The organism is Pseudomonas sp. (genome assembly GCF_048269965.1).
In the GTDB taxonomy this organism is placed as follows: Bacteria; Pseudomonadota; Gammaproteobacteria; order Pseudomonadales; family Pseudomonadaceae; genus Aquipseudomonas.
This window is the reverse complement of sequence record NZ_JBLWTV010000047.1, coordinates 1-6,515: the sequence shown is the minus strand read 5'-3', so window position 1 is coordinate 6,515 and position 6,515 is coordinate 1. Positions and strand designations below refer to the sequence as shown.

Annotated in this window: 8 protein-coding genes; 3 read left to right on the top strand and 5 right to left on the bottom strand. The window is 66.4% G+C overall.

Going from position 1 to position 6,515, the window contains the following annotated elements; translation table 11 throughout:
• A partial coding sequence (locus tag ACN0X6_RS24750; protein WP_417707992.1) for a helix-turn-helix domain-containing protein occupies nt 1-384 on the bottom strand: 384 nt, incomplete at its 3' end.
• A gap of 169 nt (nt 385-553) precedes the next feature.
• Between ACN0X6_RS24750 and ACN0X6_RS24745 the strand changes: the two genes are divergently transcribed.
• The 3 genes from ACN0X6_RS24745 to ACN0X6_RS24735 all read left to right on the top strand — a co-directional run bounded on the left by ACN0X6_RS24745 (nt 554) and on the right by ACN0X6_RS24735 (nt 3,992).
• Entirely contained in the window at nt 554-1,975 is a 1,422-nt protein-coding gene (locus ACN0X6_RS24745) for an alanine/glycine:cation symporter family protein (protein ID WP_234174105.1), read from the top strand.
• Nucleotides 1,976-2,077: 102 nt separating this feature from the next.
• Nucleotides 2,078-3,061, top strand: coding sequence for an asparaginase (locus ACN0X6_RS24740; RefSeq protein ID WP_417707989.1), 984 nt, complete (start codon nt 2,078-2,080; stop codon nt 3,059-3,061).
• Nucleotides 3,062-3,182: 121 nt separating this feature from the next.
• Nucleotides 3,183-3,992, top strand: a complete 810-nt coding sequence (locus ACN0X6_RS24735) for an ABC transporter substrate-binding protein (protein WP_313474475.1) — start codon at nt 3,183-3,185, stop codon at nt 3,990-3,992.
• A gap of 41 nt (nt 3,993-4,033) precedes the next feature.
• Here ACN0X6_RS24735 and ACN0X6_RS24730 read toward each other — a convergent pair whose 3' ends face one another.
• From ACN0X6_RS24730 to ACN0X6_RS24715, 4 genes are all read right to left on the bottom strand, one after another.
• A complete protein-coding gene (locus ACN0X6_RS24730) occupies nt 4,034-4,732 on the bottom strand; it encodes a carbonic anhydrase (RefSeq protein WP_014822032.1) in 699 nt (232 codons plus the stop codon).
• Between the two features lie 52 nt (nt 4,733-4,784).
• On the bottom strand, nt 4,785-5,693 hold the full coding sequence (glsB, locus tag ACN0X6_RS24725; RefSeq protein ID WP_179485131.1) for a glutaminase B: 909 nt from the start codon (nt 5,691-5,693) through the stop codon (nt 4,785-4,787).
• Nucleotides 5,694-5,759: 66 nt separating this feature from the next.
• Complete coding sequence (locus tag ACN0X6_RS24720; protein ID WP_014822034.1) at nt 5,760-6,062, bottom strand: P-II family nitrogen regulator; 303 nt, start codon at nt 6,060-6,062, stop codon at nt 5,760-5,762.
• A gap of 1 nt (nt 6,063) precedes the next feature.
• A partial coding sequence (locus tag ACN0X6_RS24715) for a sodium-dependent bicarbonate transport family permease (RefSeq protein ID WP_417707986.1) occupies nt 6,064-6,515 on the bottom strand: 452 nt, incomplete at its 5' end.

The window sequence follows — 6,515 nt, the reverse complement described above, 5'->3', positions numbered from 1 at the left end:
CACCAGCGAGATGAGGATGCTGCCCGGCACCGACATGCAGTTGGCGTATTCGAAGTAGTAGCCGCAATAGCGCGACAGACTCGCGGCGTGCTCGCGCAACGGCTGCAGCAGGGCCAGCAGCGGATCGGTCCGCGGCAGCGCCTGGGCTTCCGGATGGCGCGCCCCGACCAGCCGGGCGAACTGCTCGGGCGGCATTTCCAGCTCGTAGCCCTCGACCCCGAAGAAGTCGCCGATGCGTTTGAGGTTGAACGGCGTGGGACGGCTCTGCCCGCCCAGGTACTTGTTGAACTGCGCCCGATTGATTGCCAGCTTGCGGCACACCTCGGCAATCGAGCGGTAGTGACTGCAGAGCAACTTGAGGTTTTCGGCGAGATGGGAGGTCATAGGATGCCCTGACGATTGGCGCGAGTGTCGCCATTCTAGCATCAGGTCGCGTCACATCGCGGCCACCTGCGAAATTGTCCTGTCGTCGCTACTGTTGAAACATCCCCCGCTTGCACGGCGCAGCGGCGCGCGCCGGCACCCTAACAACGACAACAAGGTGAACATTGCCATGCTCGACCTTCTGAATGACCTCATTTGGAGCAAGCTGCTGATCGTCATGCTGATCGGCCTCGGTCTGCTCTTCACGATTCGCTCCGGCTTCGTCCAGTTCCGTTATTTCGGCAACATGTTCAGCATCTTCGGCCACGCCTTCGAGCGTCAGCCGGGACAGCTCTCTTCCTTCCAGGCCCTGATGCTCTCGGTCGCCGGCCGCGTCGGCGCCGGCAACATCGCCGGCGTCTCGGTGGCGATCATGCTCGGCGGCCCGGGCGCGATCTTCTGGATGTGGGTGGTGGCGCTGGTGGGCATGGCGACCAGCTACTTCGAGTGCTCGCTGGCGCAGCTGTACAAGCGTCGCGAGCCGGACGGCACCTACCGCGGCGGCCCGGCCTTCTACATCCAGCACGGACTCGGCCAGCGCTGGCTAGGCATCGTCGTCTCGATCCTGCTGCTGATGACCTTCGGCTTCGGCTTCAACGCCGTGCAGTCGTTCACCGTCGCCAGCTCGCTGCATGACACCTTTGGCGTGCCGACCGTAGCCAGCGGCATCGCGCTGACCCTGGTCATCGGCGGCATCATCTTCGGCGGCATCCGCCGTATCGCCAAGTGGGCCGACGTACTGGTGCCGGTCATGGCCTTCTCCTACCTGGGCATGGCGCTGTTCGTCATCGGCAGCAACTTCGGTGCCGTGCCGGAAACCTTCGGCCTGATCTTCCGCAGCGCCTTCGGCCTGGAGCAGGCCTTCGCCGGCGGCATCGGCGCGGCGATCCTGATGGGCGTCAAGCGCGGCCTGTTCTCCAACGAGGCCGGCCTGGGCAGTGCGCCGAACGTCGCCGCGGTCGCCGAGGTCAAGCACCCGGTGGCGCAGGGCATCGTGCAGTCGCTCTCGGTGTTCATCGACACCATCATCCTGTGCAGCTGCACGGCGCTGATCATCCTGCTCTCGGGCGTCTACGAGCCGGGTATGGACCAGGCCGGTGTGGTGCTGACGCAGACCGCCATGGCGGCCGTGGTTGGCGAGTGGGGTCGGGTATTCATCAGCATCGCGCTGCTGCTGTTCGTCTTCACCACGCTGATCTACAACTACTATCTGGGTGAAAACGCGCTGGGCTTCTTCACCGAGAAGCGCATGCCGGTGGTGATCTATCGCATCCTCGTGGTCATCCTTGTGCTCTGGGGTTCGGTGCAGGACCTGGGCACCGTGTTCGCCTTCGCCGACGTGACCATGGGTCTGCTGGCCATCGCCAACCTGATCGCCGTGGCCCTGCTGTTCAAGGTCGGCCTGCGCCTGATGCGCGACTACGACCGCCAGATCCGCGCCGGCATCGAGCAACCCGTGCTCGATCCGAAGGACTTCGCCGACCTGGATCTCGACCCGGCCGTGTGGAAGGCGAACATGCCCGCCACACCCGACACCACCGAGCGCCGCTAAGCGCTCCGACGCGACCGGCCAGCCCTCTGCGCAACCGCGCACGGGGCTGGCCCCATCCGCCTGTATTTCTGATGGTCTGCGCCGAACGAGCGAGGAGCGCGTGTGAATCAATCAATCGAACGCCTGCTGGTGCTCTACACCGGCGGCACCATCGGCATGCAACAGAGCGCCGCCGGGTTGATGCCAGCCTCCGGCTTCGAAGCTCGCCTGCGGGCGCAGCAGGCGCTGGAAGCTGGGCCGCTGCCGAGCTGGACCTTCCGCGAACTGCAACCGCTGCTGGACAGCGCCAACATGCAGCCGACCCACTGGCTGCAGATGGCGTCCGCCGTCCGCGATGCCGTGGCGCAGGGCGACTGCGATGCGGTGCTGTTGCTGCACGGCACCGATACCCTGGCCTACAGCGCCGCTGCGTTGTCCTTCCTGCTGCTGGATCTTGAGATCCCCGTGCTGCTCACCGGCGCCATGCTGCCGGCGGGAAGCCCGGGCAGCGATGCCTGGCCCAACCTGTTCGGCGCCATGCGCGCCCTGCAGGCCGGGCAGGTGCACGGCGTGCAACTGTTCTTCAACGGCGTGCTGCTGCACGGCGCGCGGGTCAGCAAACTGCGCAGCGACGCCTTCGACGCCTTTGCCGAGGCGCCGCGCAAGCGCCTCGCCGCAGCGGCCAGCGAACGTCCGCCGGCGCTGTTGCCGCAGCGACCGGCGCAGGTCGTGGTGCTGCCGTTGTACCCCGGCGTCGGCGCCGCGCAGGTCCGGGCACTGGTCGCCAGCGGCGCTCAGGCGCTACTGCTCGAGTGCTATGGCAGGGGCACCGGCCCGCCGGACGACGTCCCGTTCATCGAAGCGCTGCGCCAGGCGCATCGACAGGGCGTGGTGCTGGCGGCGATCAGCCAGTGCCCGGGCGGCCATGTCGATTTCGACGTCTATGCCACCGGCAGCGGCTTGCGCGATGCCGGTCTGGTCTCCGGCGGCGGTATGACCCGTGAAGCAGCGCTGGGCAAGTTGTTCGCCCTGCTCGCCGCCGGGCTCGACCACGCCGAGGTGGAACACTGGTTCTGCCGCGACCTCTGCGGCGAAATGGCCGACTGAAAACGACACCGGCAAAAATGCGCGCTGCCCCGCAGGGCAGCGCGGCCGGCTGGCGATGTACCTGCAGCACCGCTACCCTTGCTCACGCCAACAACAAGAAAAGCGTCAAGGAGCCGATGCCATGGCCAGATCCCGAACTGCCGGGGCGCTGTTCGCCCTGCTCATCAGCGCTGCATGCGCCGCCCAGGCCGAACTGCCTGCCAACTATCAGATCACCCTGCAAACCGACAGCTTCCCGCCATTCAACATGGGCCCCAACAGCAAGGGCTTCGCCCGCGGCGACGATGTGCAGGGCATCGATGCCGATACCGTGCGCGACATCTTTCGCCGCGCCGGCATCGCCTACAACCTGACCCTGCGCGGCCCCTGGAGCCGGCTCTACGAGCAGACCCGGCAGCAGCCCGCCCACGGGCTGTTCTCGGTGGCGCGCACGCCGCAGAACGCCGGACAGTTCAAGTGGGTCGGGCCGCTGGCCCATCACGCCAGCGTGCTGCTGACGCCGGCCGATAGTGGCCTGAAGTTCGACAGCCTGGAGCAGGCGCAGGGCTACCAGATCGGCGGCCACGCCAACGGCAGTGTCAGCCTGTTCCTGGAAAGCCAGGGCATCCGCACCAGCAACAGCCTCAACGACGCTGAAAACCTGCGCAAACTACTGACCGGGCGCATCGACCTGTGGGCGGTGGCCGACCCAGTGTGGCGTCATTACGCGCGGCTGCAGGGCGTCGACGAGAGCCAGCTGCGCATAGCGCTGAGCTATCGCAGCGAACCGCTGTATCTGGCACTGAGCCCTGATACGCCGGACGAAGTGGTCAATCGTCTGCAGAAGGCGCTCGAGGAAGTGATCGCCGAAGGCTACGCCGGCTGCAGCAAGACCCCTGACCTGTGCTACCTGATTCAGGAGCGCGGCACGACGCTGGCCGGCGGTCGCTGACCCCGCGCCTCGTCAGCAGACCGAAACCGCCCGGAAGCGCTTCAGCTCACCTGATAGCGCGCCCGCGGCGTGGCCATCGGCAGCGGGCCGTCGCCGACCAGGCGGAACTCGCCCTTCTCGGCATCGTAGGCACGAATCTCGCTGGTCCCGATGTTGTACACCCAGCCGTGGATGAACAGCTGACCGCTGGCCAGCCGCGCTGCCACCGAGGGATGCGTGCGCAGGTGGTCGAGCTGGGCCACCACGTTCTCCTCGGTAAGGATGCCGAGGGTGTTGTGGTCGGCGCAGCCACAGTTCTGCTCGACGACGATCTTCGCCACCTCGGCATGCCGCAGCCAGCCCTTGACCGTCGGCATGCGCTCCAGCTGAGCCGGGTTGAGCACCGCCTTCATCGCGCCGCAGTCGGAGTGGCCGCAGACGATGATGTGCTGCACGCCAAGCGCCATCACGGCGAACTCGATGGCGGTCGACACGCCACCGTTCATCTGCCCGTAGGGCGGCACCACGTTGCCGACGTTGCGGGTGACGAACAGGTCGCCGGGCGAACTCTGCGTGATCAGCTCGGGGATGATTCGCGAATCGGCGCAGGTAATGAACATCGCCCGTGGCGTCTGCTCGTAGGCGAGCTTCTCGAACAGCTCGCGCTGCTCGGGATAGACCTCTTCGCGGAAGCGCTTGACGCCCGAGACGATGTGTTCGAGGGCCTCCTGGGCGGTTTCGCTCTTCTTGCCGTCATTCATGCTTGGTTCTCTCCAGAGGAATTCGAAGGGTAGGCGCCGCCGCGACGGCGCGTCAGAAGATGGACCAGCCGATACGCTGCGACAGCGCCTCGAGGGCGGCCATGCCGATCAGCGAATTGCCCGCGGCGTTGAGCTCCGGCGACCAGACGCAGACGGTGAAGCGGCCCGGCACCACCGCGACGATGCCGCCGCCCACCCCGCTCTTGCCGGGCAGGCCGACGCGATAGGCGAAGTTGCCCGCCTCGTCGTACAGCCCGCTGGTGGCCATGATCGCGTTGACCTGTTTGGTCTGGCGCGGCGCCAGCACCGTTTCGCCGCTTTGCGGGCAGGCACCATCGCGGGCGAGAAAGGCGAACGCGCGGGCCAGGTCGACGCAGTTCATGCGCAGCGCACAGTGATGAAAATAGCTGCGCAATACCGCTTCGACATCGTTGTGGAAGTTGCCGAAGGCCTGCATCAGGTAAGCCATGGCCGCATTGCGCGCGCGGTGCTGGTATTCGGATTCGGCGACGCGGGTGTCGGAGACGATCTGCCGGTTGCCGGACAGGTGCCGGACGAAATCGCGCATCGACAGCTCCGGGGTGGCGAAGCGCGACTGGTTGACGTCGCAGATCACCAGCGCCCCGGCGTTGATGAACGGATTGCGCGGGCGGCCGCGTTCGAACTCGAGCTGCACCAGTGAATTGAACGGCTGCCCCGAAGGCTCGTGGCCCAGCCGCTCCCACAACGACTCGCCGCGATGGGCGATGGCCTGCACCAGGCTGAACACTTTCGAAATGCTCTGGATCGAGAACGGCGTCTGCGCGTCGCCGGCTTCGAAAATCTCACCCTCGGCACTGCACACGGCAATACCCAACTGGTTGGGCGGCACGTCGGCCAGCGCCGGGATGTAGCTGGCCACGCGACCTTGCCCGAGCAGCGGGCGTACATCGTCGAGAATTTCCTGCAGCAGGGCGTGCATCGAAGGCTCCATCGGTCCTGAGTCCAGGGTGGACGCCCGCCGGCCGAGGGGCATCACAGCACGCGGTCAGAACTTCTCGGGCCGCAGCACTTCCACCTCGGCCAGGTAGCAGACCATGGCGAAGTTCTCGTAGTAGCGCGCCTGCAGGTGCTCGGCGATACGCTCGGCGATCTCGCGGCTGCAGATCACCTCCAGGCGGATATTGCCGTCGGTATCCCAGCCGGCGCTGCGCACCCCGCGGCTGCCGCTGCCACGGGCGTCCGACAGGGTCCAGCCCGGAGCGCCCAGGTTTTTCAGGTCGGCTTCCAGCTTGTGTTCCAGCGCTGCCTCGCAGATCACGGTCAGCAGCGTACGATTGTGCGCGTTCATCTCAGAACCCCCAGGCGATCAGCCGCTCGGCCAGGGCCAGGTAGAGCGGAATGCCGATCAGGATGTTGAACGGAAAGGTGATGCCCAGCGACGCAGTCAGCGACAGCGACGGATTGGCTTCCGGTACCGCCAGGCGCATCGCCGCTGGCACCGCAATGTACGAGGCACTCGCCGCCAGCGTGGCGAGCATTGCCGTACCGCCCAGCGACAGGCCCATGAAGCGCGCCAGCAGGGCGCCGATCAGCGCACCGATCAGCGGCATCAGCAGCGCAAAGGCAGCGAGCTTGAAGCCGTAGCGCTTGAGCGAGCCGAGCTGGCCGGAGGCGATCAGGCCCATCTCCAGCAGGAAGAACGCCAGCACCGGTTTGAACATGCTGGTGTACAGCGGTTCGAGCGGTTTGATCGCCTCCTTGCCGGCGATCGCACCGATCAGCAGGCCACCAAGCAGCAGCA

Coding starts and splice junctions, on each gene's coding strand:
- ACN0X6_RS24720 (WP_014822034.1), bottom strand. CDS start 6,062: ATGAACGCGCACAATCGTACGCTGCTGACCGTGATCTGCGAGGCAGCG.
- glsB (WP_179485131.1), bottom strand. CDS start 5,693: ATGCACGCCCTGCTGCAGGAAATTCTCGACGATGTACGCCCGCTGCTC.
- ACN0X6_RS24745 (WP_234174105.1), top strand. CDS start 554: ATGCTCGACCTTCTGAATGACCTCATTTGGAGCAAGCTGCTGATCGTC.
- ACN0X6_RS24735 (WP_313474475.1), top strand. CDS start 3,183: ATGGCCAGATCCCGAACTGCCGGGGCGCTGTTCGCCCTGCTCATCAGC.
- ACN0X6_RS24730 (WP_014822032.1), bottom strand. CDS start 4,732: ATGAATGACGGCAAGAAGAGCGAAACCGCCCAGGAGGCCCTCGAACAC.